Raw genomic sequence first — 26,340 nt, 5'->3', positions numbered from 1 at the left:
CCATGGGAGAAAAGCGAAAAAGCAGCGCCCGCGGTCAGCGGGGGGCAAACCGTGCGTCCGGGTCGTCGCCGAGCGAAAAGACGCAATGGCGTTCCAGCGCCTTGGTAACGTCGATCGGATCGCCGGCCAGCTGGTCGGGCTGGATCATGTTGCCGACGGTGAACTCGAAGCGATTGCTCTTCTTGTTCAGGAGCTCGTGGAACACCGTCATGTCGCGCAGTTCGGTCGACCATTTGGCCAGCCAGTAGAACAGCCCGGAATTGCGCGCCTTCATGTGCACCGGCAGGATCGGCAGCTCGTACTTGCGGGCAAGCGACACGGCCGAGATCTTCCACGGCCGCTCGTTCAGCCGCCCGTCCGCCCAGTATGCGATGCGGCCGGACGGAAACAGGACCGCAGCCTTGCCCTCGGCGATCGCCCGGTTGGTGATCTGCAGCGTCTCGCGCGTCTTTAGCTTGCTCTTGTGCTCCTCCCGCCATTCGACCGGGATGATCATCTCGACGAAACGCGGATTGACGCGGATGGCGTCGCGGTTGGCGAAGAACATCATGTCGGGCCGGCGGTTCTTCATGAGGTCGAACACGGCGACCCCGTCGGCGATCCCGGTCGGATGGTTGCTGACGAGCAGGAAGCCGCCCTTCTCCGGGATCCGTTCCTCGTGCCGCACCGCCACGTCCAGCTTGAGGGCCGAACTCAGGAACTCGAATGCCTGGAAGCCCGGCATGTTGGCAACCGCATCGGCAAATTCGATCGCCCGGCGATAGTTGAGGATGGTGTAGAGGAAGGGCCGCATCACCGGCCAGAGCGGATGCTCGACGATGCGCGTGCCCCGCTCGGCGATCAGCGTATCGACGATATGGCCGGGCTGCCCGTGCGAGACGAGCGCCACCGTCTCCGCGAGATGTGCGAACGCTGTTCCCGAATCACGTCTTGCCATGGGTCCGCCTGCTCGAGTCCAGCACCGTATCGCAGTTCCATATGATCTAAGCGTGACAACCGCGAAGTCAATGTTAACAAATGTCTAACTCCGGACGGTCTAGTCTCTGTCCGGATCGAGGCGAACATGGATCAACTGCTCATCATTGCCGACCCGGCCCTGCTTTCCGAGCGCGCCGCCTGGCTTTCGGCGCTGGCCGAGGAACGGCGGCTCTCCGGCAATACGCTGGAGGCCTATGAGCGCGACACGCGCCAGTTCCTGGCCTTCCTCACCGGCCATCTCGCCGCCCCCGCCCGCCTGAAGGACATCGGCAACCTGCGGCCGGCGGACCTGCGCGGCTTTCTCGCCGCTCGCCGCCGGGACGGGGCGGGCGCACGCACGCTCGGCCGCGGCCTGGCCGGCCTGCGCTCCTTCCTGCGCCATCTGGAGCGGAAGGGTCTCGTCAACGCCGCCGGTGCCGCCGCGATCCGATCGCCCAAGCAGCCGAAATCCCTGCCCAAGCCCCTGACCGACAGCCAGGCGCTCGCCGTCGTCGACACCGGGGCGCAACTGTCCGAGGAGCCCTGGATCAGCGTGCGCAACGCGGCCGTCCTGACGCTTCTCTACGGCTGCGGCCTGCGCATCTCGGAGGCGCTGGCTTTGACGCCGGACGATTTCGCAAGCACCTCCGGCGCGCTGCGCATCACCGGCAAGGGCGGCAAGACCCGCATCGTCCCCTTGCTTGCGGCCGCACGCGCGGGCGTCGAGGACTATCTGCGCCTTTGTCCCTTCCCGCTTGCCAAAGACCGGCCGCTCTTTCGCGGCGCCCGCGGGGGCCCGCTGCAGCCGGCGATCATCCAGCGCGAGATGCAGAAGCTGCGCGGCGCGCTGGGTCTGCCCGACAGCGCCACCCCGCACGCGCTCCGCCATTCCTTCGCCACCCATCTGCTCGCAGGCGGCGGCGACCTGCGCACGATCCAGGAACTCCTGGGGCACGCCAGCCTGTCCACGACCCAGGTCTATACCGGCGTCGATTCGGCCCGGCTGCTGGAGATCTACGACCGCGCCCACCCCCGCGCCTGACGGCGCACTCATGGCTGCCAGGCCGGTGCGCCATAAATTGGCGACGCCCCGGGCGTTAAGGGATTGTGAGGGGCTGGACAGCTAGGGTCGAACCAAAATCGCAGGGAAAACATACTCCATGAAACGATTGCCGCTCCAGCCACGCGCCCACCTCGCCGACCGCATCGCCGACACGGCCCTGGGGGTCCTCGCGACGCTTCATGCTCTCGTTGCCGCATCGCTCCTTTTCGTCCTGCTTTCGCTCTCGCCTGCGAGCGCGGCCGAACCGCCGGCCTGCACCGGCAAGAACCTGCTTCCCGATTTGCAGGCGAGCGATCCGGCGGCCTATGCGAAGCTGGTCGGCGAAGCGAAGACGGAGACGAACGGCGAAGGCATCTTCTGGAAGATCGAGAAGCCCGGCACGTCCCCCTCCTATCTCCTCGGCACGATGCACGTGACCGATCCGCGCGTGGTCGCAATGCCGGATGCGGCGCAGGCGGCCTACGAAGAGGCGCAGACGGTCGTCGTCGAATCCGATGAAATCGCCGACGTCAGGAAGGCCAGCGCCACGATCCTGACCCGTCCCGACCTGACCATGTTCACCGACGGCCGGACGATACCCGGGCTGCTGGGCGAGAAGGATGCGGCCATCCTCGCCGAGGGGCTGAAGGTGCGCGGCCTGTCGCTGACGGCGGTCGCGCGCATGAAGCCCTGGATGATCATGAGCTTCGTCGCCCTTCCCGCCTGCGAAATGGCGCGCAAACAGGCCGGCCTGGCCTTCCTCGACCAGAAGCTCGCCCAGGATGCGCTCGCCGACGGCAAGACGCTGAAGGGGCTGGAGACGATGATCGAGCAGATCAGCGCCCTCGACGGCCTGCCGCTCGAGCCGCAACTGGCGGGCCTCCTGCAGGTGGTCCAGCTCGGCGACGGCGTGAAGGACGTCATCGAGACGATGAGCCAGCTCTATCTCTCCGGACAGACCGGGATGATCATGCCGTTGATGCGCATGCCGCCGCCGGGCGTCGAAAGCGACGACAACGCCTACGCCGATTTCGAACAGCGGATCATCATCGATCGCAACCACCGCATGGCCGAGCGCGCCGCGCCAATCCTCGCCGAAGGCAACGTCTTCATCGCCGTCGGCGCACTGCACCTGCCCGGAAAGGAAGGCGTGGTGGAACTGCTGCGCTCGCAAGGTTTCACTTTGACGCCGGTGCGGTAGGCCGCACGCACGACAAGAAGAAGCCCCGGTCCGCGCCTGCCGACCGGGGCTTTTTCTGTTCCGATCCTGGCCGGATCACATGTGGATCGGCTTGAAGAAGGCGCCGAGCGCAGCCTCCTTGACCGCTTCCGACATGGTCGGGTGTGCGTGGCAGGTGCGGCCGAGATCTTCCGCCGAGCCGCCGAACTCCATCAGCACGGTGATCTCGTGGATCATCTCGCCGGCGCCGAAGCCGACGATGTGGCCGCCGAGCACCCGGTCGGTCTCCTTGTCGGCGAGGATCTTCACGAAGCCGTCGGTCGCCAGCATGGCGCGCGCCCGGCCGTTGGCCGAGAACGGGAACTTGCCGACCTTGTAGGCGACACCCGCCGCCTTCAGCTCTTCTTCCGTCTTGCCGACGGATGCGACCTCCGGCTGGGTGTAGACCACGCTCGGGATGACGTCGTAGTTCACATGTCCGGCCTGGCCGGCGAGGATTTCGGCCAGCGCCACGCCCTCGTCCTCCGCCTTGTGCGCCAGCATCGGCCCGCGCACGACATCGCCGAGCGCGTAGATGCCCGGCACGTTGGTCTGGAAGTGGCCGTCGATCTCGACGCGGCCGCGGTTGTCGAGCGCCACGCCGGCCTCGGCGAGCCCCAGCCCGTCGGTGTAGGGACGGCGGCCGGTGGCGACCAGGACGACGTTTGCCTCCAGCGTCGTCGCCTCGCCGCCCTTGACCGGCTCGAACGTCACCTTCGCGCCGGACTTGGTCTTCTCGACGCCGGTCACCTTCGCGCCGACGCGGATGTCCATGCCCTGCTTGGCGAGCATCCGCTGGAACTGCTTGGAGACCTCGCCGTCCATGCCGCCGAGGATCGTGTCGAGGTATTCGACGACCGTGACCTTCGAGCCGAGGCGCATCCAGACCGAGCCGAGCTCGAGCCCGATGACGCCGCCGCCGACGACAATCAGATTTTCCGGCACTTTCTCAAGCGCGATCGCGCCGGTGGAGGAGACGATCACCTTCTCGTCGAAATCGACCTTGACGCCCGGAATGCCGGCGACGTCCGAACCGGTGGCGATCACGATCGCCTTGGTCTCCAGCACCTGTTCCTCGCCCTTGTCGCTGGTCACGGCGACCTTGCCGGCGCCGAGCACCTTGCCGGTGCCCTGGAAGCCGTCGATCTTGTTCTTCTTGAACAGGAAGGCGACGCCGTCGACGTTCGACTTGACCGTCGCGTCCTTGTGGCCGAGCATCTTGGCAAGGTTCAGCTTCGGCGCCAGTCCCTCGATGCCGAGGCTGTCCATGCCGTGGGCGGCGTGGCTGTACATCTCCGAGGCGTGCAGCAGCGCCTTGGACGGAATGCAGCCGATGTTGAGGCAAGTGCCGCCATAGGTCGCGCGCTTCTCGACGACGGCGACCTTCAGGCCGAGTTGGGCCGCCTTGACGGCGCAGACGTAGCCGCCGGGACCGGACCCGATAACAACGAGATCATATGCCATTGAATATCCTTCCTGAGCGCGGACGGCCTACCGGCCGCCGCTGACGTTGAGGGCGGCACCCGTGACATAGGATGCCGCGTCGGAGAGTAGATAGAGAACGGACTGCGCCACTTCGTCGGGCGTTCCGGGTCTCTGCATGGGAATGGCCGGCGCCATCTCGCGCGCCCGGTCCGGCAGCCCGCCGGAGGCGTGGATGTCGGTGTCGATGATGCCGGGACGCACCAGGTTGACGCGGATGCCTTCGGCCGCGACCTCGCGTGCAAGCCCGATCGTGAAGCTCTCGATCGCCCCCTTGCTCGCGGCATAGTCGACATACTGCCCCGCCGAGCCGAGTACCGCAGCCATGGACGATATGTTGACGATCGCGCCGCCGCGGCCGCCATAGCGCGTCGACATCCTGCGGATGGCTTCCTGCGCGCAGCGGATGGAGCCGATGACGTTGACCGCGAACATGCGGTCGAGGCGCTCGACGCTGATTTCGTCGACGCGCGCCGGAAGGCCCACGATCCCGGCATTGTTGACGAGACCGTCGAGGCGCGAGAACGTCCCGTCCACCGTCGAGAAGATGGAGGCGAGCCCGGCTTCGCTGCCGACATCGCCTTCCACCGCGATCGCCGACCCGCCGGCCTTGCGGATGTCGTCGACCACCGCTTCGGCCGCCTCGGCATTGGAGGCATAGTTGACCGCGACCTGCCATCCGGCCGCCGCCGCCAGCCGGCAGACGCTGGCGCCGATGCCGCGGCTTCCGCCGGTCACGAGCAGCACGGGACTGTCGATCATTGCGCACACTCCTTGTAGGCCAGCACGTCCCAGGGAACGGTGGTGAGCTTCTTCTCTTCCCAGGCATTGGAATAACGCAGCGCCGGACCGAAGCCCGCAAGCAGCAGGCGATCTGCCGCCTCCGCGTCTGCCTCCGGCACCGCCTCGCCGATTTCGCCGTCCGCGCCGAGCGGATAGATCACCCCTTCCCAGACGGTGCAGGCGGCGATCTCCTCGCCGGTCACGTCACCCGTCGGGCAGTTGTGCATGATCATTCCGTTCGACCGGACCACCTCGTCGCCTGGCATGATGTGGCCGTTCAGGAAGAGATCGCCCTTCGCCAGCCGGATCTTGAAGAGGTGGCTGACCACGGCTGCCTCGGAACCGACCGGCTCGAAGGCGAGTTCGTAGACCCCGTCCCGATCCGCATAGATCGCCTGCGCCTGCGGGCACTTCGCAGCCAGGGCTGTGCCCGAAACCGAGAGCGACAGGACCGATGCCATCAGGAAAGGGCCGCGGACGCGCATGGATCAACCGGCCCGTTCCGTCGCAAGCTTGATGCCGAGCGCGATGAAGACCACCCCGCTCGTGCGGTCGATCCACTTGCTGGCGCGCGAGAACGCCGCCCGCATCCGGGGCGTCGTCATGAACAGGGACACGCCGATGAACCAGGAGATCAGGCACGTCGCCATCACCAGCCCGTAGCCGAGCTTCACGGTCATCGGCGTATGCACGCTGACGACGCTGGAGAAGATCGACAGGAAGAAGAACACCGCCTTGGGATTCAGCGCGTTCGCCATGAAACCCAGGCCGAAGGCCCGCAGCGCCGATTGCCGTTTGCCGTCCGCAGCGCCGGACGCCGCCGGGGCATCGATCTCCGTCCGGCCGGCGCGCAGGGCCTTCACGCCGATATAGACGAGATAGGCGACGCCGCACCACTTGACGATGTTGAAGAGGTAAATCGACTGGGAGATCAAGAGGCCGAGGCCGAGGATCGTGTAGCTGACGTGGAACATCAGCGAGGCGCCGATGCCGAACGAGGTAATGATCGCCGACCGCCTGCCGTGCACGATCGACTGGCGCATGACCATGGCGAGGTCGGCGCCGGGGGAGACGATGGCGAAGGCGAAGATCGCCATCAAAGAAGCGAGCTCGATCAGATAGGTGTGCATCCCAGTCTCCGGTGCGCCCGATCGGCGGGCGCGGCGCGTCGATCACAATACGAGGGCAGCGAACATCATGAAGAGCCCGGCCAGCGAGCCGAGCCAGATCAGCGAGCGGACATAGGCGATGCCCGCGAGATAGAGCGGTATGTAGATAAGGCGGCACGCAAACCACAGGAGCGCGCCGTTGTAGCCCCAGCCGGAAGGATCGCCGGCAAGGGCAAGGGCAAGCGCCAGGCCGACGAAGGCCGGATAGGTCTCGCGCAGGTTGGCCGAGGCCCGCTCCACCCGCCCGGCGAGCTTGCCGAGCGGCTTGGCCTCGCCGTCGCGCGGGCCGGCGTTCCAGTCCGCCCCGCGTTCATGGGTGGCCAGCGCCCCCTGCAGCATCACCTGGACGACGAGCAGCGCCGCACTCCACGCCACGAGCGTGAGAAACGGTGAGGCGGCAAGCGCTGCGGCGTCCATCCCGGGCGATCCTTACAGGTCCAGGACGAGGCGTTCCGGATCCTCCAGGCTTTCCTTGACCCGGACCAGGAACGTCACGGCTTCCTTGCCGTCGACGATGCGGTGGTCGTAGGAGAGCGCCAGATACATCATCGGGCGGATGACGACCTGGCCGCCGATCGCCACCGGGCGCTCCTGGATCTTGTGCATGCCGAGGATGCCCGACTGCGGCGCGTTCAGGATCGGCGACGACATCAGCGAGCCGTAGACGCCGCCGTTGGTGATGGTGAAGGTGCCGCCCTGCATGTCGGCCATCGACAGCGAACCGTCGCGGGCAGCCTTGGCCAGGCGTGCCAGTTCCTTCTCGATCTCGGCGATCGACATCTGATCGGCGTCGCGGATGACCGGAACGACGAGACCCTTGTCGGTGCCGACGGCCATGCCGATGTGGCAGAAGTTCTTGTAGATGATGTCGGTGCCGTCGATCTCGGCGTTGACCGCCGGCAGTTCCTTCAGCGCATGCGTGACCGCCTTGGTGAAGAAGCCCATGAAGCCGAGCTTCACGCCGTGCTTCTTCTCGAAGATGTCCTTGTACTTGGCGCGCAGGTCCATGACCGCCTTCATGTCCACCTCGTTGTAGGTGGTGAGCATGGCGGCCGTGTTCTGGGCATCCTTCAGGCGCTTGGCGATCGTCTGGCGCAGGCGCGTCATCTTCACCCGCTCCTCGCGCGGCGCATCCGCCTCGGAGGACGGTGCACGCGCCTGGATCTGGATCGGAGCCGCCGGGGCTGCCGGCGCGGAAATGCCCTTGGCGACGGCGGCGAGCACGTCGCCCTTCAGCACCTGGCCGCGCTTGCCGGAGCCGTCGACCTGGTCTGCCGAAAGGTTGTTCTCGGCGAGCATCTTGGCGGCCGCCGGCGCCGGAGGCATGGAGGAGGAAGCTGCCGGTGCCGCAGCGGCGGCCGGTGCGGCTGCTGCCACAGGCGCGGGCGCAGGCGCCGGCTCGGCAGCCTTTGCGGCGGGGGCAGCACCTGCCGAGGCGCCCTCGGCGATCTGGCCGAGCAGTGCCCCGAGGCCGACCGTCTCGCCGTTCGGCGCAACGATCTCCGACAGGACGCCCGAGGCCGGTGCCGGCACTTCGACGGTTACCTTGTCGGTTTCCAGCTCGACGAGCGGCTCGTCCGCCTTGACGGTGTCGCCGACCTTCTTGAACCAGGTGCCGACGGTCGCTTCGCTGACGGATTCGCCGAGGGTCGGTACGCGGATTTCAGTAGCCATTGTTCAAGTCCTGAAATGTTGAATGGTTGAATTCTGTTGCGGAACCGGCGTGTTACGACCGGAGAATCAGGGTCGGCATCGGCGCAATATCGAACCGGAAGCCGATGTCGGCAAGGATCACCGGATCGGCGTCGGCGAGCGAGCGGGCCGCCTCGGCGTCGCCCACCTCGACGACGGCCATCCCCCAGGCGCCTTCGCCCTCGAAGACCGGGCCGACGGCGATTGCCGTGCCGGCCGCAGCCTTCTCGCGCCAGTAGTCTGCATGACGGTCCATGGCCTTCATCTCCGGCTCCGTCGCATCATGCGGGAAGCTGGGGCGCGGCGGCACGAGTCTCAGGTGAAAATATGCCATCGCGCCACCCTCCCCTTAGCCGCCGAGCGCATCCTCGAGGAACGCCGCCAGCTGGGCCAGATGCTTGGACATCAGGCCCGTCGCCGGCGAGGCCGCCGCCGGCCGGCCGGTATAGCGGACGCGCTGGTGCTTGGCGTCGATATGGGCCAGCACCCACTCCAGATACGGGTCGATGAACGACCAGGCGCCCATGTTCTTCGGCTCTTCCTGGCACCAGACCATCTCCGCATGGCGGAAGCGCGACAGCTCGTTGATGAGCGCCTTGGCCGGGAACGGGTAGAGCTGTTCGAGACGCAGCAGGTAGACGTCGTCGATGCCGCGCTTCTCGCGCTCCTCGAGCAGGTCGTAGTAGACCTTGCCCGAGCACATGACGACGCGGCGGATCTTGGCGTCCTTCTGCAGCTTGATCGGGCCGTCCTTGATCACCTCGGCGTCGTCCCACAGGAGACGGTGGAACGAGCTTTCGCCGGCGAGTTCCGACAGGCTCGACACCGCCCGCTTGTGGCGCAGCAGCGACTTGGGCGTCATGATGATCAGCGGCTTGCGGAAGTCGCGCTTGATCTGCCGGCGCAGGATATGGAAGTAGTTCGCCGGCGTCGTGACGTTGGCGACCTGCATGTTGTCTTCCGCGCAGAGCTGCAGGAAGCGCTCGAGCCGGGCCGACGAATGCTCCGGCCCCTGGCCTTCATAGCCGTGCGGCAGGAGGCAGACGAGACCCGACATGCGCAGCCACTTGCGTTCGCCCGACGAGATGAACTGGTCGAACACGACCTGCGCACCGTTGGCGAAGTCACCGAACTGGGCTTCCCACAGCGTCAGCGCGTTCGGCCGCGCCAGCGAGTAGCCGTATTCGTAGCCGAGCACCGCTTCTTCCGAGAGCATCGAGTTGATGACCTCGTAGCGCGCCTGGGTGGGCGAGAGGTTCGCCAGCGGAATGTAGCGTTCCTCGGTCTCCTGGTCGTAGAGCACCGAATGGCGCTGCGAGAACGTGCCGCGCTCGCAATCCTGGCCGGAGAGGCGGATCTTCGTGCCTTCGACGGCGAGCGAACCGAAGGCGAGCGCCTCGCCCATCGCCCAGTCGAGACCTTCGCCGGTCTCGATCATCTGGGCGCGGTTGTCCATGAAGCGCTGGATCGTCCGGTGTGCCTTGAAGCCCTCCGGAATGGTGGAGAGCTTGCGGCCGATTTCCTTCAGCTGCTTCATCGGCACCGAGGTCTTGCCGCGGCGCTGCTCGTCGGCATTGTCGGCCGTGCGCAGGCCCGACCAGACGCCATCCAGCCAGTCGGCCTTGTTCGGCTTGTAGGACTGGCCGGCGTCGAACTCCTGCTCCAGGTTCGCGCGCCAGTCGGCCTTCATCTTCTCCAGTTCGCCCTCGGTGATCAGGCCTTCGTCGATCAGGCGCTGGCCGTAGATCTGCACGACCGTCTTGTGGGCACGGATCGCCTTGTACATCTTCGGCTGCGTGAACGCCGGCTCGTCGCCTTCGTTGTGGCCGAAGCGGCGGTAGCAGAACATGTCGATCACGACCGGCTTGTGGAACTTCATCCGGTATTCGGTGGCGATCTTGGCGGCATAGACGACCGCTTCCGGATCGTCGCCGTTGACGTGGAAGATCGGCGCCTCGATCATCTTGGCGACGTCGGACGGGTACGGCGACGAACGCGAGAAGGCCGGATTGGTGGTGAAGCCGATCTGGTTGTTGATGATGACGTGCATCGTTCCGGCGACGCGGTATCCGCGCAGGCCGGACAGTCCGAGGATCTCCGAGATCACGCCCTGGCCGGCAAAGGCCGCATCACCGTGGATGAGAAGCGGCATCACCTTCACGCGCTCGCGCAGCGGAATGATGTCGCCTTCGAAGACCGTCGCCATCTGGTCCTGCTTGGCGCGCGCCTTGCCCATGACGACCGGGTTAACGATCTCCAGGTGCGACGGGTTCGCCGTCAGCGACAGGTGGACCTTGTTGTTGTCGAATTCGCGGTCGGAGGAAGCGCCGAGGTGGTACTTCACGTCGCCCGAGCCTTCGACGTCGTCGGGCGCATAGGAGCCGCCCTTGAACTCGTGGAAGATCGCCCGGTGCGGCTTCGCCATCACCTGCGACAGCACGTTCAGGCGGCCGCGGTGGGCCATGCCGAGAACGATTTCCTTCAGACCTTCCTGGCCGCCGCGCTTGATGATCTGCTCCAGCGCCGGGATCAGCGATTCACCGCCGTCGAGGCCGAAGCGCTTGGTGCCCTTGTACTTGACGTCGATGAACTGCTCGAAGCCTTCCGCCTCGATCAGCTTCTGCAGGATCGCCTTCTTGCCTTCCGGCGTGAAGTCGACGCCCTTGTCCGGACCTTCGATGCGCTCCTGGATCCACGCCTTGATCTCGGGATCGGAGATATGCATGAACTCGACGCCGAGCGTCGAACAATAGGTGCGCTCGAGGATCTCGATCATCTGCGGGATGGTCGCGTATTCGAGACCGAGCACGTTGTCGAGGAAGATCGGGCGGCTGTAGTCGGCCTCCGTGAAGCCATAGGACTTCGGCGACAGCTCGTCATAGTCCTCCACCGGATCGGCGAGCCCGAGCGGATCGAGCTTGGCATGCAGGTGGCCGCGCATGCGGTAGGCGCGGATCATCATGATGGCGCGGACGCTGTCGCGGCTCGCCTGCTGGACGTCGCTGGCGTTCACCGGCACCCCGGTCGCAACCGCTGCGGCCTCAGCCTTGGCGACGATCTTCTTTTCAACGGCCTTTTCGACCGTGCCCCAGTCGCCGTCGAGCGCCGATACGAGCTCGCCATTGGCGGCGATCGGCCAGTTCTTCTTCTTCCAGGACGCGCCCTGGGCCGCCTTGAGGATATCGGCCGGCCGGTCGTCGAGCGACTTGAAGAACCCCTGCCATTCGGGCGCCACCGAGGAGGGATCCTGCTCGTAGCGCGCGTAGAGCTGCTCGATATAGGCAGCGTTCGCACCGTCGAGGAACGACGTCACCTGAAACTGTTCGTTGGCGTCTTGTCTTGCCATGGTCGCTCGCGGGCGCCGCGCCCGCCTCCTGACTGTAATCCGCCCCGGAAGAAGCGCCCGGGAGAAACGCCCGCCCGACATCCCGTCCTCGTTGACGAGTGAGGCGGCAGGAACAGGCGGCCGGCCATCGGCCGACCGCCTTCGATCGTCAGTCTCAGCCCTTCAGGACTTCGACGAGGGTCTTGCCGAGACGTGCCGGGGACGGCGAAACCTTGATGCCGGCCGCTTCCATGGCCGCGATCTTCGATTCCGCGTCGCCCTTGCCGCCGGAAACGACGGCGCCGGCATGGCCCATGGTGCGGCCCTTCGGCGCCGTGCGACCGGCGATGAAGCCGGCCATCGGCTTCTTGCGGCCCTTCTTGGCTTCGTCGATCAGGAACTGGGCCGCGTCTTCCTCGGCCGAGCCGCCGATCTCGCCGATCATGATGATCGAGGTCGTGGCCGGGTCGGCCAGGAACATCTCCAGCACGTCGATGAACTCGGTGCCCTTGACCGGGTCGCCGCCGATGCCGACCGCCGTCGTCTGGCCGAGGCCTTCGTTGGAGGTCTGGAAGACCGCTTCATAGGTCAGCGTGCCCGAGCGGGAAACGATGCCGACCGAACCCTTGCGGAAGATCGAGCCCGGCATGATGCCGATCTTGCATTCTTCCGGCGTCAGGATGCCCGGGCAGTTCGGGCCGAGGAGGCGCGACTTGGAGCGGTCGAGGCGAGCCTTCACGCGCACCATGTCCATCACCGGGATGCCCTCGGTGATGCAGGTGATGAAGGGGATCTCGGCGTCGATCGCCTCGATGATCGCTTCGGCTGCGCCTGCCGGCGGAACGTAGATCACGGTCGCGTCGGCGCCGGTCTTTTCCCTGGCTTCGGCCACGCTCGCGAAGATCGGCAGCACGGTGCCGTCGACGCCCGACGACCAGGTTTCGCCACCCTTCTTCGGGTGGATACCGCCGACCATCTTGGTGCCGTAGTAGGCGAGTGCCTGTTCGGTGTGGAAGGTACCGGTCTTGCCGGTCAGGCCCTGAACGAGAACCTTGGTGTCTTTGTTGACGAGAATAGACATTCTTTCGGTCCTTCCGGATTAGGCCTTGATCGCCGCGACGATCTTCTTCGCCGCGTCGTCGAGATCGTCGGCAGCCGTAATCGCCAGACCCGACTCGTTGAGGATCTTCTTGCCGAGCTCGACATTGGTGCCTTCGAGGCGAACGACGAGCGGAACCTTCAGACCGACTTCCTGAACCGCCGCGACGACGCCCTCGGCGATGACGTCGCAGCGCATGATGCCGCCGAAGATGTTGACGAGGATGCCCTCGACCTTCGGGTCGGCGGTGATGATCTTGAAGGCCGCCGCGACCTTCTCCTTGCCGGCGCCGCCGCCGACGTCGCAGAAGTTCGCCGGCTCCTTGCCGTAGAGCTTGATGATGTCCATCGTCGCCATGGCGAGGCCGGCGCCGTTGACCATGCAGCCGATGTTGCCGTCGAGCGCGACATAGGCGAGGTCCCACTTCGAGGCCTCGATTTCCTTGGCATCCTCTTCGGTCTCGTCGCGCAGCGCCTTGACGTCGTCGTGACGGAACAGCGCGTTGCCGTCGAAGGACATCTTGGCGTCGAGAACGCGCAGGTGGCCGTTCTGCATGACGATCAGCGGGTTGACCTCGAGCAGCGCCATGTCCTTCTCGCCGAAGGCCTTGTAGAGCGCCGGAAACAGCGCCTTGGCGTCTTCGGCGGCAGCGCCGGTCAGCTCGAGTGCCTTGGAGATCGCGGCAACGTCGGCTGCGGTGACGCCGGCTTCCGGATCGATCGCGATCGTGTGGATCTTCTCCGGCGTGTCGTGGGCGACCGCTTCGATGTCCATGCCGCCTTCGGTCGAGACGACGAAGGCGACGCGACCGACAGAGCGGTCGACCAGCAGCGAGCAGTAGAGCTCACGGGCAATGTCGGCGCCGTCTTCGATGTAGAGGCGGTTGACCTGCTTGCCGGCCTCGCCCGTCTGCGCGGTCACCAGCGTGTTGCCGAGCATTTCCTTGGCATGCGCCACGACTTCGTCGATCGACTTGGCGAGACGAACGCCGCCCTTGGCGTCGGGGCCGAGTTCCTTGAACTTGCCCTTGCCGCGGCCGCCCGCATGGATCTGGCTCTTGACGACATAGAGCGGCCCGGGAAGCTTCTTCGCGGCGGCCTCGGCCTCTTCGACCTTGAGGATGGCCACGCCTTCGGCGACCGGTGCGCCGTAGCCCTTCAGCAGAGCCTTGGCCTGATATTCATGGATGTTCATGGAAAAATTCCTCTCTCTTGGCCGAAGCGATTACTTCAGCGCCGGAGCGATGTTGATGCAGGCTTCGCACAGGCCGGCGACGGCGCCGACCGACTTGTCGAAGGCTTCCTGCTCGTTCTTGTTGAGGTCGATCTCGATGACGCGCTCGACGCCGCCGGCGCCGATCACGGTGGGCACGCCGACATACATGTCCTTCACGCCGTACTGGCCGGAGAGATAGGCGGCGCACGGCAGCACGCGCTTCTTGTCCTTCAGGAAGGATTCGGCCATCTCGATGGCGGATGCGGCCGGCGCATAATAGGCCGAGCCGGTCTTCAGCAGGCTGACGATTTCCGCGCCGCCGTCACGGGTGCGCTGGATGATCTGCTCCAGGCGTTCCTGGGTGCACCAGCCCATCTTGACGAGATCGGTCAGCGGGATGCCGGCGACGGTGGAGTAGCGGGCGAGCGGCACCATCGTGTCGCCATGGCCGCCGAGAACGAAGGCGGTGACGTCCTGGACGGAAACGTTGAATTCTTCCGACAGGAACAGGCGGAAGCGGGCCGAATCGAGCACGCCGGCCATGCCGACGACCATGTTCTTCGGCAGGCCGGAGAACTTCTGCAGCGCCCAGACCATCGCGTCGAGCGGATTGGTGATGCAGATCACGAAGGCGTTCGGGGCATACTTCTTGATGCCGGCGCCGACCTGTTCCATGACCTTGAGGTTGATGCCGAGCAGGTCGTCGCGGCTCATGCCCGGCTTGCGGGCGACGCCGGCGGTGACGATGCAGACGTCCGCGCCCTCGATCGCCGCATAGTCGCTGGCGCCGGTGAGCGAGGCGTTGAAGCCTTCGACAGGCGAGGACTGGGCGATGTCGAGACCCTTGCCCTGCGGAATGCCGTCGGCGATGTCGAACAGGACGATGTCGCCCAGTTCCTTCAGGCCGGCGAGATGCGCCAGCGTGCCACCGATCATTCCAGAACCAATAAGTGCGATCTTCTTGCGCGCCATGAAAGTGCTTCCTTTGCGATCCATCTCCGATCGGCCAGCGTCGCAAACGTCCGGGCCGTCCGGGCAAACGGATTAGCGCCCAAAGCCTTAAATATCAACTAATACTTTCCGACCCAGGTATTTCAATCGGTTAGAACTCAAAATTCTTACGTAAACGTAAGAATTTCCGTCGCGAGATCGTCATAATTCAGCAGCATTGCGCCGATGGTTCTCCGCGTACTCGACGCTTCTGATCTCGATCAGCCTGGAAACCGTCCGGTCGAACTCGAAACCCTCGGTCCCCTTCTTGGCGACGAGCAGGCTCTCCGGCGCCGCGGCGGCGGAGGCGAACAGGCGGGCGCCGTGGTCATAGATCGTGTCGACCAGGTTGATGAAGCGCTTCGTTTCGTTGCGCCGATCCGGACCGAGAAGGGGGATGTGGTCGAGGAAGATCGTGTCGTAGCGCTGAAGGACCGCAAGATAGTCGGCCGCCCCCATGGGCTTCTCGCACAGGTCCGCGAAGGAGAAGCGCGCCGCGCGTCCGGCCGCCGCAGGCACGGCGATCTTGCGCCCCCGGAAGCCGATCGTCGCGGGCGCCGCTACGGCCCCTGCCGTCTCCCGCTCCCAGGCCTTGTCCATGGCCCGGTCCGCCTCCGCACCGAGCGGATGCCGGAAGACCGGCAGGCCCTCGTCCTTCTCCAGCCGGTAGTCCGTCCCCGAATCCAGCGCGACGATGTCGACGTGCTTCTTGAGAAGATCGACGAAAGGCAGGAACAGGCCGCGGTTGAGGCCGTCCTTGTAGAGATTGTCGGGCTCGACATTCGAGGTCGCGACCAGGATGCAGCCGCGCGCGAACAGCTCCGAAAACAGCCGCGACAGGATCATCGCATCGGCGATGTCCGTCACCGAGAACTCATCGAAGCACAGAAGCCGCGCCTCGGCGATCAGCGCCTCGGCCACCGGCGGCACCGGATCGGCCTGCTTGGTTTCGCCGTTCTTCAGTTTCTGCCGATGCTGGTGGATGCGGTCGTGCACATCGGCCATGAACTCATGGAAATGCGCCCGCCGCTTGCGCTTGATCGGCACGAGCGAGAAGAACAGGTCCATCAGCATGGTCTTGCCGCGCCCGACCCCGCCATGGATGTAGAGGCCGCGCGGAACTGCGGATTTCTCGGGCTTGCGCGTCGCGAATAACCAGCCGAGCGCGCTCGACTTGCGCGCCGGCCGCTGCGCCTGGATGGCCTCGAGCAGCGCGTCGAACCGCTGCGCCATCGCCGCCTGCAGCGGATCGGGCTGCATCTCGCCTGCGGCCACCTTCGCCATCAGCTTGTCGGTGACGCCGTGTTCCGGATAGGCGGAGACCTTGTCCCAATCCTGCTTCATGGGCACGACAGACGATCTCCGTGAGGGATGGTTTTCGTCGGATCAGCGCGACAGGCTGATCGGCTGGCCGCCGCTGGTGGAGCCGTCGAAGCGCGAGTCGGCGGTCCGGTAGAGACGGGCGATCTCGTTGCCGTCGCGGTTCTTCAGGACGACCTGCTTGCCGGCCACTTCCCAGGAGCCCATCTGCGTCAGTTCGCCGGCGCAGCCGCGGGTACCGCCGCGCGAGCCGGAGCCGAGATTGGTCAGGGTCAGGAACATGTCGCAGGAGGTCGGGCCGTTGCTGACGCGCCAGTTGCCGACCATCGCCTCCTTCTTGACGTCCATCGCCGCGGCCGACGCGCCGGCATCGGCACCCGGAACGCCGCCTGCGCCCGGCGTCGCCATGGCGGTGTCGGTGGTGGGGGCGGCGGGGAACTGCGAAGCGCCGGTGGTGCTGGTGGAGGGATCGGGAAGCTGGCTGGACGAGACGGTGCCGACCGGTGCGGGCTGCAGCGGCGCTGCCGGCTGCGTGTCGATGCCGCCCATCGAAGTCCGCTGGCAGCCTGCCAGCGCAAGCGCCATCATCAGTCCGCCTGCCACCTGTACAATCCGCATGTCGAAACTCCTGCCCCTTCGTCGATGCTGTGGATACGCGACAATCATGGCGGATTACCGTGAATCGACGGTTTAAATCAAGTGTTAGCCATCATGTTTCGCCGCGTCGCCTGGACACGCCGCCCAACAGGAGCCGGGAACCCCATATGAAAATGCCGGGCGCAAGGCCCGGCATTGGCAGAGTTTCCGTGACGGGTCAGAGCCGCCGCTCGACCAGCATCTTCTTGATCTCGCCGATCGCCTTGGCCGGGTTCAGACCCTTCGGGCAGGCCTGGGCGCAGTTCATGATCGTGTGGCAGCGATAGAGGCGGAAGGGGTCCTCGAGGTTGTCGAGGCGCTCGCCGGTGGCCTCGTCTCTGCTGTCGATCAGCCAGCGATAGGCCTGCAGCAGCACGGCGGGGCCGAGATAGCGGTCGCCGTTCCACCAGTAGCTCGGACAGGAAGTCGAGCAGCAGGCGCACAGGATGCACTCGTAGAGGCCGTCGAGCTTCTGGCGGTCCTCGTGGCTCTGCTTCCATTCCTTGGCCGGCGTCGGCGACACCGTCTTCAGCCAGGGCTCGATCGAGCGGTGCTGGGCGTAGAAGTGCGTCAGGTCCGGCACCAGATCCTTGACGACGGGCATGTGCGGCAGCGGATAGATCTTCACCGCACCCTTCACCTCGTCCATGCCCTTGGTGCAGGCGAGCGTGTTGGTGCCGTCGATGTTCATCGCGCAGGAACCGCAGATGCCCTCGCGGCAGGAGCGGCGCAAGGTCAGCGTCGGGTCGATCTTGTTCTTGATGTAGAGCAGCGCGTCCAGCACCATCGGGCCGCAGTCGTCGATATCGACATAGAAGGTGTCGATCGACGGGTTCTTGCCGTCGTCCGGGCTCCAGCGGTAGACGCGGAACTCGCGGGTGTTGGTGGCGCCGGCCGGCTTCGGCCAGACCTTGCCTTCGGTGATCTGCGAGTTCTTGGGAAGAGCGAGTTCAACCATTGGACGTTACCTATATGTCTTGAGACACTTCTTGTTTTACGTTGACCAGTCTCGACTTGAGCATCTTGTGGAAGGCCTCTATCTCTCTAGCGATAGTTTTCCGTCTTTGCTCATATTGCTCCGCTTGGGCCAACGCGCCGATCTCTGAGGCTCGGATATTGAAGATTACTTTCATCTGCACCTCGCAGATTGAAAGCATGACCATATATAGTTCGATCTTGTGATAAACCGACGCGAATAAGACGCCGAGCCTTTCGTCTTTCGACAACAGCGCGCGAACGTGGGCGCCATAACTCCAATGTGCATGATCGCTTAAATAGCCGTACAACTTTCCAACGCGCGGCTCTATGCGCTTAAGTTTCGATAGGGAAGATTGCGCTTGGATTCTTCGCGCCTTCTCTGGGTCGGGCTCACGATCAACAGCGCATATCCACGCAAGCTGCTCGATTTGCATCCTCGCAACCACAAGCCCCTCGAATAAAGCGCCGCGATTTGCAATTGCCAGCAACTGTAAAAAGCTAAATTCTTGCCTCAGAAGCGCGAATTCAGCCAGTATGCGACCAACGGTTCCATCTTCGTGATGCGTGAGTTCTTCTACCAGCAGGTAAAGGAAGGAATGACTCTCTTTTAAGAAAGAGGCAATTTTCACATCTTCTCGAGAAGCTTCCTCATCTTCAAATTCGTGCACATAGTTCTTGCGAGTGTAATCCACAGATTTAAGGCCAAACTGAAGTGAAATGAGCGCGGCCAGAAGCCTTTCTTTTAGTTCAGCAGGGTATGAGGAGCAAAGCGCAATCGGCCAAGCCGCGTTGACAAATGCAGAATCGAAATCAAGGCTAGGGAAAAGAGGATAGAGCCGAGTAATCGGCTCCACTTCCTGTAAAAAATCTCCGGTCCCTTGATATCGAGACATGGTCAATACACGCGGGCCTTGGGCTCGATCTTCTTCGGATCGATCCCTTCGGCGATGAGGTCGGTATGGACCGGCCGGTAGTCGAGCTTGACGTTGCCGTCCGCATCGACCCAGGCGAGCGTGTGCTTGCGCCAGTTGACGTCGTCGCGGCCGCCGAAGGGGCCGGACGTGTAGTCCTCGCGCGCGTGGGAGCCGCGGCTCTCCTTGCGCGCCTCGGCGCCGACGACCGTCGTGATCGCGTTGGCCATGAGGTTTTCCAGTTCCAGCGTTTCGACCAGATCGGAATTCCAGATCAGCGACCGGTCGGAGACCTTGATGTCGGCCATCTCGCCCCAGATCTCCTTCATGCGGCGGCAGCCGTTCTCCAGCGATTCCTGGGTGCGGAACACGGCCGCGTCGTCCTGCATGGTGCGCTGCATCTTGTCGCGCAGCACCGCCGTCGGCGTGCTGCCGTTGGCAAAGCGCAGCCGGTCGAAGCGCTCCATGATCCTGTCGCAGGCCGCCTTGTCGAGCGCGGGGATCGGCTCGGACCGGTCGATGACTTCACCGGCCCGGATCGCCGCGGCGCGGCCGAAGACCACGAGGTCGATCAGCGAGTTGGAGCCGAGCCGGTTGGCGCCGTGCACCGAGGCGCAGCCGGCCTCGCCGACCGCCATCAGGCCGGGCGCGATGCGCTCCGGATTGGCGCTGTCGGCGTTGAGCACCTCGCCCCAGAAGTTCGTCGGAATGCCGCCCATGTTGTAGTGGACGGTGGGCAGGACCGGGATCGGCTCGCGGGTGACGTCGACGCCGGCGAAGATCTTCGCGCTTTCCGAAATACCGGGCAGCCGCTCGTGCAGCACCGCCGGGTCCAGGTGGTCGAGATGCAGGAAGATGTGATCCTTGTTCTTGCCGACGCCGCGGCCCTCGCGGATCTCCAGCGTCATGCAGCGGGAGACCACGTCGCGCGAGGCAAGGTCCTTCGCCGACGGCGCATAGCGCTCCATGAAGCGCTCGCCCTCGGAGTTGACGAGATAGCCACCCTCGCCGCGGGCGCCCTCGGTGATCAGACAGCCGGAGCCGTAGATGCCGGTCGGGTGGAACTGCACGAACTCCATGTCCTGCAGCGGCAGGCCGGCGCGGGCGATCATGCCGCCGCCGTCGCCGGTGCAGGTGTGCGCCGAGGTCGCCGAGAAGTAGGCGCGGCCGTAGCCGCCGGTCGCCAGCACCACCATCTTCGCCGAGAAGCGGTGGATCGTGCCGTCGTCCAGGTTCCAGGCGACGACGCCGGTGCAGCGGCCGTCGGCCGACATGATCAGGTCGAGCGCGAAGTACTCGATGAAGAATTCGGCATTGTTGCGCAGCGACTGGCCGTAGAGCGTGTGCAGAATGGCGTGGCCGGTGCGGTCGGCGACCGCGCAGGTGCGCTGCACCGGCGGCCCCTCGCCGTAGTTCTGCATGTGGCCGCCGAACGGGCGCTGGTAGATCTTGCCTTCCTCGTTGCGCGAGAACGGCACGCCGTAGTGCTCGAGCTCATAGACCGCCTTCGGCGCCTCCATGGCGAGATACTGCATGGCGTCGACGTCGCCGAGCCAGTCCGAGCCCTTGACGGTGTCGTAGAGGTGCCACTGCCAGCTGTCCGGCGTCATGTTCTGCAGCGAGGCGGCGATGCCGCCCTGGGCTGCGACGGTGTGCGAGCGGGTCGGGAACACCTTGGTGATGCAGGCCGTCTTCAGACCCTGCTCGGCCATGCCGAGGGTCGCGCGCAAGCCCGCGCCGCCCGCGCCGACGACGACCACATCGAAGGCGTGATCCACATACTGGTAGGCTTTGCCGTTTGTCGCCGGCGAGGAATTCGGTGCCATGGTGAATTATCCTGCGAAGGCGATCTTCAGGACGGCGAAAAGACAGAGCCCGCCGACCAGGACCGCAAAGAAGGTATTGAGCATGAGGAGGGCGATCTTGACGCCTTCGGCGTGAACATAGTCCTCGATGATGACCTGCATGCCGAGCTTCATGTGATAGAGCGCGGACAGCACGACCAGGACCATCAGCACGGCGACGATCGGATGCGACAGCGCCGCCCGGACCTCTGCATAGGGCGCGCCGGCGTAACAGACGAGGAAGCCCACGAAGAAGAGCATCAGCGGTACGTTGGAGACCGCCGTCAGCCGCTGGCGCCAGAAGTGCTCCGTTCCTTCCTTGGCCGAGCCAAGGCCGCGAACGCGGCCGAGAGGTGTACGCATATCCATGTCAGTTGTTCCTCAGCGCACCAGAAAGCCGATCGCCCAGACCAGCACCGTCAATGCAAGCGATATGACCAGCGACGCCTTCGCAACCTTCGTGGCGAAGTGCTTCTCGTAGCCGTGTCCCGTATCCCATGCGAAGTGTCGGAAGCCGCCGACCATGTGGTGGAACAGCGCCCAGGTGTAGCCGAGCAGGATCAGCATGCCGATCCAGGTGCCGAAGAACCAGCTGACCCAATTGAAATAGGCCTCGCCCATCGATGCCGCGATCAGCCACCAGGCCACGAGCACCGTGCCGAAATAGAGCGCGCCGCCGGTGATGCGATGGACGATCGACATGACCATGGTGGGAATTGGCTTGTAAATCTGGAGATGCGGCGAGAGCGGCCGGCCTTTTGTGACGTTCGTCATCAGAACCCTCACGGAAATCCCGGAGAATGGCCCCGATATCTGGACATTTTCGCTCCGGAATTGCACGTCGTTTGTGTGCAATGCAATGCCTGCGACGTTTAATCGCCGGAATGCGGAACCACAAGTGTCATCGTCGGGCAAAATCAATTTAATCGATTAAGACAAAAGTATGATGATGAGGGACCTCCGAAAACGTTAACCATTGTTAACATTTCTTACCGGTTTCTTAACCAAACCAGTGACTTTCCAGCCGATTTGAACCAGAGTGATTGTCAGGAACCGTTACGCGTAACCTGGAGGCGAAACAGAATGAGTCTGTTTTCCCGAGCCCGCATGACTGCAATCGCGCTCGCCGCCCTGTCCCTTCCGCTCGTCGTCTCGCCGATCGCCGAGGCACGCGACCGCAACGACGGCGCAAGCCACCGCAGTTTTTCCTCCCACAGCACCAGCAGAGCGGACCGGAGCCGCGACGACGACTGGCGGCGCCGGCACCATGTGCACCGCGACCGCGACGATGCGCGCGACGTCATCCGCAGCTCGCCGAGCACGCGCACCCGGGCCTGGACGCTGCGCCGCGCCGACCGCTGGGATCATTGGGGCTGGAACGCCGGAAACTGGGACCGGGCCCGCTGGGACCGTGGAAACTGGAACCGGGACTGGGATCGCAACTGGGACCGCAGCCGACAGGCGGGCTGGGACTGGCGCTTCGAGGGCCCGCGCCGCCCCTACTATGAGGGCGCGGTAAAACCTTACTATGCCGGAGGCGGAAGCGAAGACCGCACCGGCCTCGGCAACAATTTCTACGGCGGCTCGATCTCCGCCTACGAGGATCCCGGCAACGGCAACTATTTCTATCTCGACGGTGAATATGGCGACGGCGGCGGCAGCTTCCCGGCGGTCCGGCCGCAATACGGCGCCAAGGTCATCGTCGTGACGCCCGAGACCGGGGCCGCAAGCTGCAGCTGGGAAGCCGGCGTCTGCGTCATTCGCCCATAACGGCCGGAACCATCGGCAGGCGGGGACGGCCGTTCCCGCCGCGGGACGGCGCCGGCCCGCTGCAGGCGATCGCCGGGCCTCGCTTGGTGGCGTCGCACGCGAAGGCGCGGACCGGGAGCCGCCTCAGCCTTCCAGTTCCTCGCGCAGCATCTCCAGCTCGAGCCATTCCTCTTCCATGCGCGTCAGGTCGGCCCGCAGCGTCTCCAGTTCCGAAGCGAGACGATTGAAGGCAGCCTGGTCCTTGGAAAACAGCATCGGATCGGCCATCTTCTCCTCGCGCCTGGCGATTTCGGACTGGATCTTCTCCATCTCCTTCGGCAGGCTTTCGAGCGCGAATTTCTGCTTGTAGGACAGCTTGCCCCGGCCCTTGTCGCTCGGCTTCTCCACCGGCACGCCGTCGCCGGACGTGGCCTTCTCCGCCTTCTCCGTCCTGCGCCGCTCTTCGATCGCGCCGCGCCGCTGTGCCAGCATGTCGGAATAGCCGCCGGCATACTCGATCCATCGCCCGTCCGGCGCCTCCGGATTGGCCGGGGCGATCGTCGAGGAGACGGTGCGGTCGAGAAAGTCGCGATCGTGACTGACCAGGATGACGGTGCCGGCAAAGCCGGCGACGATTTCCTGCAGGAGGTCCAGCGTCTCGATGTCCAGATCGTTGGTCGGCTCGTCGAGGATCAGGAGGTTGGTCGGCCGCGACAGGATGCGGGCCAGCATCAGCCGCGCGCGCTCGCCGCCGGAAAGATTGCGGATCGGGGTGCGGGCCTGCTCCGGCTGGAACAGGAATTCCTTCATGTAGCCCGTCACGTGCCGCTGCTCGCCGTTGACGATCAGGCTTTCGCCGCGCCCGTCGGTGAGGTAGTGCGCCAGCGTATCGTCGGGGTTCAGATCCTCGCGGCGCTGGTCGAGCGTGGCGATCTCCAGGTTGGTGCCGAGCTTGACGGTGCCGCTGTCGGGCGCGAGCTGTCCGGTCAGGATCTTCAGAAGCGTCGTCTTGCCGGCGCCGTTCGGGCCGACGAGGCCGATGCAGTCGCCGCGGTGCACCCGGATCGAGAAGGGGGCCACGATCGCGCGCTCGCCATAGCTCTTGGTGACCTTGTCGGCCTCGATCACCAGCTTGCCGGACTCCTGCGCCTCGGACGCGCTCGCCTGCACCGTCCCCTGCGGCCCCTTGTGGCCGCGGTGGCGCGACCGCATGGCCTGCAGCTCGCCGAGGCGGCGCATGTTGCGCTTGCGCCGCGCCGTCACGCCGTAGCGCAGCCAGTGCTCCTCGCGCTGGATGGCCTTGCCGAGCTTGTGCTGCTCCAGCTCTTCCGCCTCCAGCACCTCGTCCCGCCAGGCCTCGAAATGGGCAAAGCCGCGATCCAGCCGGCGCGAGGTGCCGCGGTCGAGCCAGACCGTGGCATTGGAGACCTTCTCCAGGAACCGGCGGTCGTGCGAAATGACGACGAGCGCCGAGCGGCTCCGCGTCAGCTCGTCTTCCAGCCATTCGATGGTCGGCAGGTCGAGATGGTTGGTCGGCTCGTCGAGCAGAAGGATGTCCGGCTCCGGCGCCAGCACCCGCGCCAGCGCCGCCCGCCGCGCCTCGCCGCCCGACAGCGTGCCGGGATCCTCCGCGCCGGTCAGGCCGAGATGCGACAGGAGATAGGTGACGCGATAGGGATCGTCGCCCGGGCCGAGCCCGGCCTCCGCATAGGCGGCGACCGTGTCAAAGCCTTCGAAATCCGGGGCCTGCTCGAGATAGCGGACGGTCGCCGAGGGATGGCGGAACACCTCGCCGGACTGCGCCTCGACCATGCCTGCGGCGATCTTCAGGAGCGTCGACTTGCCGGAGCCGTTGCGGCCGACCAGGCAGATGCGATCCCCCGGCTCCACCTGCAGGTTGGCGCCGGCGAGCAGCGGTGTGCCGCCGAAGCTCAGGAAGATGTCGTCGAGTTTCAGAATGGGCGGTGCCAAGCGTCAGGCTCCTGAAAGATCATAGGGACGGGCGAGCACGACGGCCCGCCCGGCGGCAAGGGTGAAGGTGACCGGTCCCAGCGCGACGTTGGAAACCGTGCGCGCGGAGCCGAACGGCAGGTCGAACGCGGTCAAGGGGTACCGGACGTTTTCGATCGACAGGCCGGACAGCGCCGACAGGCCGAGGACCGAGAACAGGCTGCTGTCCGGCAGGTCGATCGTGGTGCGGCCGGCAAGCAGGGGCGATGCCTCCTCGAGGCCGGAGGTCAGCGTGACGTCGAGCCCGCTCTCCTGCAACGCCACCGCCTGGAGCAGGTGCGCCAGCGCATGGTCGCTGCGATCGCCGCCCAGCGCACCGGCGAGGATCAGCCGTCGCGCCCCGCGCTCCAGCGCTGCCGCGACGGCGATCTCGCCGTCGGTCGCATTCTTCGCGGCCGGATAGGGCTCCTGCGGCACGTGCGCCCAGAGCGCCAGGTCCTCCGGTGATGCGGAATCGAAGTCGCCGACCCAGACCTCCGGCGTGACCCCGAGCGTCGCGGCGTGGCGCATGCCGCCGTCGGCGGCGATGAAGCGGGCGCCGGCGATCGCCGCCCTGAACCGCGCGGTCGGTTCGAGCGTTCCTCCGAGAAGGACGACAAAGAGCTGGTCGGCGGCGTTCGTCATGGGCACACCGTCTAGCGCATGTCGCCTGCGAATGGAAACGCCTTTCCGCGACGCCAACCCGCTTGCAAGCCGGCCCGGGCCGGACTAATGCTTGCCTTGCTCTAACGGGGTGCCCGACCATCGCAGGATGGACCGGGCTGAGAGGCCGAGGCCAACCCGAAGAACCTGATCCGGTTTGTACCGGCGGAGGGATTAGACGGCACATTCGGCGCCCTATTCCCGTTTTTGGATTTATAAGGAGGCACCGATGCGCAAGACGCTACTATCCGCCCTGGCACTACTTTCCGCAGCGACCATGACAGTGGCCATGACCCTGCCCGCACAAGCGGCGGACAAGACGCTGACCATCTACACCTATGAAAGCTTCATCGCCGAATGGGGCCCCGGCGCCAAGGTGGCGGCCGCCTTCGAGGAGACCTGCGACTGCAAGGTCGAATGGGTGGGCGTCGCCGACGGCGTCGAGCTATTGACGCGCCTGAAGCTGGAGGGCGAGGGAACCAAGGCCGATATCGTCCTCGGCCTCGACACCAATCTCATCGCCGAAGCCAAGGCGACCGGCCTGTTCGTTCCCCATGAGCTCGCCCCGAAGGACGTGACGGTCCCGGGCGGGTTCTCGGACGACACCTTCCTTCCCTACGACTACGGCCATTTCGCCGTCGTCTACGACACCGAAACGCTGAAGAACCCGCCCAAAAGCCTGAAGGAACTGGTGGAGGGCGATCCCGACGAGAAGATCGTCATCGAGGATCCGCGCACCTCGACGCCGGGCCTCGGCCTGCTGCTCTGGGTCAGGTCCGTCTATGGCGACAAGGCCGGGGAGGCCTGGGCGAAACTGAAAGACCGCGTCCTGACCGTGACCCCCGGCTGGTCGGAGGCCTACGGGCTCTTCACCAAGGGCGAGGCGCCGATGGTGCTCTCCTACACCACCTCCCCCGCCTACCACATGGTGGCCGAAAACACCGAGCGCTACCAGGCGGCCGCCTTTTCCGAAGGCCACTACGTGCAGATCGAGGTTGCCGGCATGACCAGGGCCGCCGACTATCCCGAACTGGCCCGGACGTTCCTCTCCTTCATGACCGGCCCGCAGTTCCAGTCGATCATTCCGGAGACGAACTGGATGATGCCGGCCGCCGCAACCGGAACGCCGCTGCCGGCAGCCTTCGACCGGCTGGTCAAGCCGGAGCACACCTTCCTTTTTTCCGCCGACGAGGTCGCGGCGAACCGCAAGGCCTGGATCGACGAGTGGCTCTCGGCCATGAGCGCGAAATAGGCGCCGCATTGCCGGCGGAGACGTC

Annotated in this window: 25 protein-coding genes and 1 riboswitch; of the genes, 4 read left to right on the top strand and 21 right to left on the bottom strand. The window is 65.3% G+C overall.

Features of this window, described 5'->3' with window-relative positions:
* Window positions 1-34: 34 nt before the first annotated feature.
* Window positions 35-937 (bottom strand): 1-acyl-sn-glycerol-3-phosphate acyltransferase, encoded by a 903-nt coding sequence (locus P0086_RS12555; RefSeq protein WP_148189187.1) that lies wholly within the window; start codon window positions 935-937, stop codon window positions 35-37.
* Window positions 938-1,063: 126 nt separating this feature from the next.
* Between P0086_RS12555 and P0086_RS12550 the strand changes: the two genes are divergently transcribed.
* The gene (locus tag P0086_RS12550) at window positions 1,064-1,999 is read left to right on the top strand and encodes a tyrosine recombinase XerC (protein WP_112605626.1); all 936 of its coding nucleotides are present in this window, start codon (window positions 1,064-1,066) and stop codon (window positions 1,997-1,999) included.
* A gap of 118 nt (window positions 2,000-2,117) precedes the next feature.
* On the top strand, window positions 2,118-3,200 hold the full coding sequence (locus P0086_RS12545; protein WP_275785876.1) for a TraB/GumN family protein: 1,083 nt from the start codon (window positions 2,118-2,120) through the stop codon (window positions 3,198-3,200).
* Window positions 3,201-3,275: 75 nt separating this feature from the next.
* Here P0086_RS12545 and lpdA read toward each other — a convergent pair whose 3' ends face one another.
* The 18 genes from lpdA to sdhC form a co-directional block, all read right to left on the bottom strand.
* Window positions 3,276-4,682 carry a dihydrolipoyl dehydrogenase gene (gene lpdA, locus P0086_RS12540; RefSeq protein WP_112595397.1) on the bottom strand — a complete coding sequence of 469 codons (1,407 nt, stop codon included), beginning with the start codon at window positions 4,680-4,682 and terminating at the stop codon, window positions 3,276-3,278.
* Window positions 4,683-4,709: 27 nt separating this feature from the next.
* Entirely contained in the window at window positions 4,710-5,462 is a 753-nt protein-coding gene (locus tag P0086_RS12535) for an SDR family oxidoreductase (RefSeq protein WP_275785873.1), read from the bottom strand.
* Window positions 5,459-5,944, bottom strand: coding sequence for a hypothetical protein (locus P0086_RS12530; RefSeq protein ID WP_275785870.1), 486 nt, complete (start codon window positions 5,942-5,944; stop codon window positions 5,459-5,461). The genes P0086_RS12535 and P0086_RS12530 overlap by 4 nt, the downstream gene beginning before the upstream one ends.
* A gap of 27 nt (window positions 5,945-5,971) precedes the next feature.
* Window positions 5,972-6,613, bottom strand: a complete 642-nt coding sequence (locus P0086_RS12525) for a LysE family translocator (protein WP_275785868.1) — start codon at window positions 6,611-6,613, stop codon at window positions 5,972-5,974.
* A gap of 42 nt (window positions 6,614-6,655) precedes the next feature.
* The gene (locus P0086_RS12520; RefSeq protein ID WP_148651556.1) at window positions 6,656-7,069 is read right to left on the bottom strand and encodes an MAPEG family protein; all 414 of its coding nucleotides are present in this window, start codon (window positions 7,067-7,069) and stop codon (window positions 6,656-6,658) included.
* A gap of 12 nt (window positions 7,070-7,081) precedes the next feature.
* Window positions 7,082-8,326 (bottom strand): 2-oxoglutarate dehydrogenase complex dihydrolipoyllysine-residue succinyltransferase, encoded by a 1,245-nt coding sequence (gene odhB / locus P0086_RS12515; RefSeq protein ID WP_148150112.1) that lies wholly within the window; start codon window positions 8,324-8,326, stop codon window positions 7,082-7,084.
* 52 nt (window positions 8,327-8,378) lie between these two features.
* Entirely contained in the window at window positions 8,379-8,678 is a 300-nt protein-coding gene (locus P0086_RS12510; protein ID WP_112595408.1) for a YciI family protein, read from the bottom strand.
* A 15-nt stretch (window positions 8,679-8,693) separates the two neighbouring features.
* Window positions 8,694-11,690 (bottom strand): 2-oxoglutarate dehydrogenase E1 component, encoded by a 2,997-nt coding sequence (locus P0086_RS12505; protein WP_112595410.1) that lies wholly within the window; start codon window positions 11,688-11,690, stop codon window positions 8,694-8,696.
* Window positions 11,691-11,844: 154 nt separating this feature from the next.
* Window positions 11,845-12,750, bottom strand: coding sequence for a succinate--CoA ligase subunit alpha (gene sucD, locus P0086_RS12500; protein ID WP_112595412.1), 906 nt, complete (start codon window positions 12,748-12,750; stop codon window positions 11,845-11,847).
* 18 nt (window positions 12,751-12,768) lie between these two features.
* The gene (sucC, locus tag P0086_RS12495; protein WP_112595414.1) at window positions 12,769-13,962 is read right to left on the bottom strand and encodes an ADP-forming succinate--CoA ligase subunit beta; all 1,194 of its coding nucleotides are present in this window, start codon (window positions 13,960-13,962) and stop codon (window positions 12,769-12,771) included.
* Window positions 13,963-13,992: 30 nt separating this feature from the next.
* On the bottom strand, window positions 13,993-14,955 hold the full coding sequence (gene mdh, locus P0086_RS12490; protein ID WP_097141215.1) for a malate dehydrogenase: 963 nt from the start codon (window positions 14,953-14,955) through the stop codon (window positions 13,993-13,995).
* 180 nt (window positions 14,956-15,135) lie between these two features.
* Window positions 15,136-16,317 carry a cell division protein ZapE gene (zapE, locus tag P0086_RS12485; RefSeq protein WP_275786187.1) on the bottom strand — a complete coding sequence of 394 codons (1,182 nt, stop codon included), beginning with the start codon at window positions 16,315-16,317 and terminating at the stop codon, window positions 15,136-15,138.
* A gap of 42 nt (window positions 16,318-16,359) precedes the next feature.
* Window positions 16,360-16,911: an AprI/Inh family metalloprotease inhibitor gene (locus tag P0086_RS12480; RefSeq protein ID WP_112595418.1), complete on the bottom strand. Its 552-nt coding sequence runs from the start codon at window positions 16,909-16,911 to the stop codon at window positions 16,360-16,362.
* A gap of 196 nt (window positions 16,912-17,107) precedes the next feature.
* Complete coding sequence (locus tag P0086_RS12475) at window positions 17,108-17,887, bottom strand: succinate dehydrogenase iron-sulfur subunit (RefSeq protein WP_112595420.1); 780 nt, start codon at window positions 17,885-17,887, stop codon at window positions 17,108-17,110.
* A 10-nt stretch (window positions 17,888-17,897) separates the two neighbouring features.
* Window positions 17,898-18,800, bottom strand: coding sequence for a hypothetical protein (locus tag P0086_RS12470; RefSeq protein WP_275785854.1), 903 nt, complete (start codon window positions 18,798-18,800; stop codon window positions 17,898-17,900).
* A 2-nt stretch (window positions 18,801-18,802) separates the two neighbouring features.
* Window positions 18,803-20,644: a succinate dehydrogenase flavoprotein subunit gene (gene sdhA, locus P0086_RS12465; protein ID WP_112605651.1), complete on the bottom strand. Its 1,842-nt coding sequence runs from the start codon at window positions 20,642-20,644 to the stop codon at window positions 18,803-18,805.
* Between the two features lie 6 nt (window positions 20,645-20,650).
* Complete coding sequence (gene sdhD / locus P0086_RS12460; protein WP_112595424.1) at window positions 20,651-21,031, bottom strand: succinate dehydrogenase, hydrophobic membrane anchor protein; 381 nt, start codon at window positions 21,029-21,031, stop codon at window positions 20,651-20,653.
* Window positions 21,032-21,043: 12 nt separating this feature from the next.
* Complete coding sequence (sdhC, locus tag P0086_RS12455; RefSeq protein WP_112595426.1) at window positions 21,044-21,436, bottom strand: succinate dehydrogenase, cytochrome b556 subunit; 393 nt, start codon at window positions 21,434-21,436, stop codon at window positions 21,044-21,046.
* Window positions 21,437-21,769: 333 nt separating this feature from the next.
* Between sdhC and P0086_RS12450 the strand changes: the two genes are divergently transcribed.
* Window positions 21,770-22,432 (top strand): hypothetical protein, encoded by a 663-nt coding sequence (locus tag P0086_RS12450; protein ID WP_275785849.1) that lies wholly within the window; start codon window positions 21,770-21,772, stop codon window positions 22,430-22,432.
* 123 nt (window positions 22,433-22,555) lie between these two features.
* Here P0086_RS12450 and P0086_RS12445 read toward each other — a convergent pair whose 3' ends face one another.
* Window positions 22,556-24,382 (bottom strand): ABC-F family ATP-binding cassette domain-containing protein, encoded by a 1,827-nt coding sequence (locus P0086_RS12445; protein WP_275785846.1) that lies wholly within the window; start codon window positions 24,380-24,382, stop codon window positions 22,556-22,558.
* 3 nt (window positions 24,383-24,385) lie between these two features.
* Window positions 24,386-25,045 (bottom strand): thiamine diphosphokinase, encoded by a 660-nt coding sequence (locus P0086_RS12440; protein ID WP_275785843.1) that lies wholly within the window; start codon window positions 25,043-25,045, stop codon window positions 24,386-24,388.
* Window positions 25,046-25,140: 95 nt separating this feature from the next.
* Window positions 25,141-25,254, top strand: a riboswitch (TPP riboswitch).
* 86 nt (window positions 25,255-25,340) lie between these two features.
* On the opposite strand from P0086_RS12440, the gene thiB reads away from it, so the two are divergent.
* Window positions 25,341-26,315, top strand: a complete 975-nt coding sequence (gene thiB / locus P0086_RS12435) for a thiamine ABC transporter substrate binding subunit (protein WP_275786184.1) — start codon at window positions 25,341-25,343, stop codon at window positions 26,313-26,315.
* The last annotated feature ends 25 nt before the right edge of the window (window positions 26,316-26,340 follow it).

The organism is Mycoplana sp. MJR14, assembly GCF_029210525.1.
Taxonomy (GTDB): domain Bacteria; phylum Pseudomonadota; class Alphaproteobacteria; order Rhizobiales; family Rhizobiaceae; genus Mycoplana.
Note: the sequence above shows the minus strand (reverse complement) of the source record. Positions and strands in the feature narration are given on the sequence as shown.

What these genes read in the sequence shown, in the direction of transcription:
- P0086_RS12440 (WP_275785843.1), bottom strand. Translation starts at nt 25,045, where the DNA reads ATGACGAACGCCGCCGACCAGCTCTTTGTCGTCCTTCTCGGAGGAACG.
- sucC (WP_112595414.1), bottom strand. Translation starts at nt 13,962, where the DNA reads ATGAACATCCATGAATATCAGGCCAAGGCTCTGCTGAAGGGCTACGGC.
- P0086_RS12525 (WP_275785868.1), bottom strand. Translation starts at nt 6,613, where the DNA reads ATGCACACCTATCTGATCGAGCTCGCTTCTTTGATGGCGATCTTCGCC.
- P0086_RS12545 (WP_275785876.1), top strand. Translation starts at nt 2,118, where the DNA reads ATGAAACGATTGCCGCTCCAGCCACGCGCCCACCTCGCCGACCGCATC.
- P0086_RS12535 (WP_275785873.1), bottom strand. Translation starts at nt 5,462, where the DNA reads ATGATCGACAGTCCCGTGCTGCTCGTGACCGGCGGAAGCCGCGGCATC.
- P0086_RS12480 (WP_112595418.1), bottom strand. Translation starts at nt 16,911, where the DNA reads ATGCGGATTGTACAGGTGGCAGGCGGACTGATGATGGCGCTTGCGCTG.
- P0086_RS12530 (WP_275785870.1), bottom strand. Translation starts at nt 5,944, where the DNA reads ATGGCATCGGTCCTGTCGCTCTCGGTTTCGGGCACAGCCCTGGCTGCG.
- P0086_RS12470 (WP_275785854.1), bottom strand. Translation starts at nt 18,800, where the DNA reads ATGTCTCGATATCAAGGGACCGGAGATTTTTTACAGGAAGTGGAGCCG.
- sdhA (WP_112605651.1), bottom strand. Translation starts at nt 20,644, where the DNA reads ATGGCACCGAATTCCTCGCCGGCGACAAACGGCAAAGCCTACCAGTAT.
- zapE (WP_275786187.1), bottom strand. Translation starts at nt 16,317, where the DNA reads ATGAAGCAGGATTGGGACAAGGTCTCCGCCTATCCGGAACACGGCGTC.
- P0086_RS12505 (WP_112595410.1), bottom strand. Translation starts at nt 11,690, where the DNA reads ATGGCAAGACAAGACGCCAACGAACAGTTTCAGGTGACGTCGTTCCTC.
- P0086_RS12555 (WP_148189187.1), bottom strand. Translation starts at nt 937, where the DNA reads ATGGCAAGACGTGATTCGGGAACAGCGTTCGCACATCTCGCGGAGACG.
- odhB (WP_148150112.1), bottom strand. Translation starts at nt 8,326, where the DNA reads ATGGCTACTGAAATCCGCGTACCGACCCTCGGCGAATCCGTCAGCGAA.
- sdhD (WP_112595424.1), bottom strand. Translation starts at nt 21,031, where the DNA reads ATGGATATGCGTACACCTCTCGGCCGCGTTCGCGGCCTTGGCTCGGCC.
- sucD (WP_112595412.1), bottom strand. Translation starts at nt 12,750, where the DNA reads ATGTCTATTCTCGTCAACAAAGACACCAAGGTTCTCGTTCAGGGCCTG.
- thiB (WP_275786184.1), top strand. Translation starts at nt 25,341, where the DNA reads ATGACAGTGGCCATGACCCTGCCCGCACAAGCGGCGGACAAGACGCTG.
- P0086_RS12520 (WP_148651556.1), bottom strand. Translation starts at nt 7,069, where the DNA reads ATGGACGCCGCAGCGCTTGCCGCCTCACCGTTTCTCACGCTCGTGGCG.
- P0086_RS12550 (WP_112605626.1), top strand. Translation starts at nt 1,064, where the DNA reads ATGGATCAACTGCTCATCATTGCCGACCCGGCCCTGCTTTCCGAGCGC.
- sdhC (WP_112595426.1), bottom strand. Translation starts at nt 21,436, where the DNA reads ATGACGAACGTCACAAAAGGCCGGCCGCTCTCGCCGCATCTCCAGATT.
- P0086_RS12475 (WP_112595420.1), bottom strand. Translation starts at nt 17,887, where the DNA reads ATGGTTGAACTCGCTCTTCCCAAGAACTCGCAGATCACCGAAGGCAAG.
- lpdA (WP_112595397.1), bottom strand. Translation starts at nt 4,682, where the DNA reads ATGGCATATGATCTCGTTGTTATCGGGTCCGGTCCCGGCGGCTACGTC.
- P0086_RS12450 (WP_275785849.1), top strand. Translation starts at nt 21,770, where the DNA reads ATGACTGCAATCGCGCTCGCCGCCCTGTCCCTTCCGCTCGTCGTCTCG.
- mdh (WP_097141215.1), bottom strand. Translation starts at nt 14,955, where the DNA reads ATGGCGCGCAAGAAGATCGCACTTATTGGTTCTGGAATGATCGGTGGC.
- P0086_RS12510 (WP_112595408.1), bottom strand. Translation starts at nt 8,678, where the DNA reads ATGGCATATTTTCACCTGAGACTCGTGCCGCCGCGCCCCAGCTTCCCG.